We start from the raw sequence: 1,337 nt of genomic DNA, 5'->3' as shown, positions 1-1,337 counted from the left end.
CCCTCAACCCATCTCGAGACGCGACCTGTCAGGAATCCTCGCGTCCGGGCGCCTGGCATACCCCTAGAAACGGACAGGGGCACCCCTGCGGCGAGGGGTGCCCCTGAACGACGAAGCTCTTACCAGGTAACGGGAAGCTCCCGCAGCGAGTAGACGATGGCACCGTCGCGGAACCGGAGTTCCTCCGCCGGCTTGGCCAATGCCAAAGTCGGGATGCGGGTGATCAGCGTCAGCAACGCCACCTGGAGTTCCACGCGGGACAGGAACTTCGCGATGCAGCTGTGGATGCCGTGCCCGAACGCCAGCGGCGTCGAGTCCTGACGCGTGATGTCGAGCTTGTCGGCATCCGAGTACACGCTCTCGTCGCGGTCCGCGGACGAGAGAAGGGCGATGATCCCCTCCCCCGCCTTGATCTGCTGCCCGGCGATCTCCAGGTCCACCCGGGCCACCCGGCCGACACCGCACTGCATCACGTTCTGATGCCGCAACAGTTCCTCGACGGCGCCGACCACGAGGTGCGGGTTCTCACGCAGCTTCACGAGCTGTTCCGGGTGTTCCAGCAGGGTCAGGATGCTCAGCGCGATCGACGACGCCGTGGTGTCGTAACCGGCCGACAGCAGCATCATGCCGATGACGACGGCCTCTTCGCGTTTCAGCTCGCCCGCGGCCATCTGGTTCACGACCAACCGGCCGAGCACGTCGTCAGTGGGCGATTTCTCCTTCTGCGCCACGAGCTTCGTCAGGTAGCCGAACAGGGCTCCCGCCGCGGCGTTGCGGTGGGCCTGTGACGACGTCGTCTCGACGAGGGTGTTGATCCAGCGGCCGAACGCGAGGCGGTCCTTGTAGGGGACGCCGAGCAGTTCGCACACGACGGTCAACGGGATCGGGCGCGCGAAGTGCGTGACCAGGTCGACCGGCTGCGGGCCCTTCAGCAGCGCGTCGATCCGCTCGTCCACCAGCTTCTGCACCGACGGACGTACCTCCTCGGCCCGTTTCTTGGTGAACATCGACATGATCATGCGCCGGTACCGGGTGTGGTCGGGCGGGTCGACGGTGACGAACGCGCCCGGCTGCGGGTCGACCGGGAACAGGTAACGCGGGTAGCCGGGGTTCATCACCTCGGCGGAGAACCGTTCTGTGTCAGCGAGAAGAGCCCGCACGTCCGAGTACCTGGCCACCAGCCACGCGGTGTCGCCCGCCGGTGTCGTCACCTTCTGCACCGGCCGGTCGGCGCGCAACCGGGCGTACTCCGGCGGCAGGTCGAGCGGGTTCTGCGGATCACGGGCGAAGGGGAACGGGCACGCCGAAGCCGGCGCGACTACTTCTTCCGTCATAGC

At 67.0% G+C, this 1,337-nt stretch carries 1 protein-coding gene; it reads right to left on the bottom strand.

Annotated features, from left to right (window positions below):
• Positions 1-119: 119 nt before the first annotated feature.
• The gene (locus tag ACIRG5_RS07495) at positions 120-1,334 is read right to left on the bottom strand and encodes a cytochrome P450 (protein ID WP_402901659.1); all 1,215 of its coding nucleotides are present in this window, start codon (positions 1,332-1,334) and stop codon (positions 120-122) included.
• Positions 1,335-1,337 lie beyond the last annotated feature (3 nt).

This window comes from Lentzea sp. NPDC102401, assembly GCF_044765805.1.
Taxonomy (GTDB): Bacteria; Actinomycetota; Actinomycetes; order Mycobacteriales; family Pseudonocardiaceae; genus Lentzea; species Lentzea sokolovensis.
Note: the sequence above shows the minus strand (reverse complement) of the source record. Positions and strands in the feature narration are given on the sequence as shown.

Bases quoted from the DNA above. Each gene is read 5' to 3' on its own strand.
- ACIRG5_RS07495 (WP_402901659.1), bottom strand. From the start codon at position 1,334: ATGACGGAAGAAGTAGTCGCGCCGGCTTCGGCGTGCCCGTTCCCCTTC.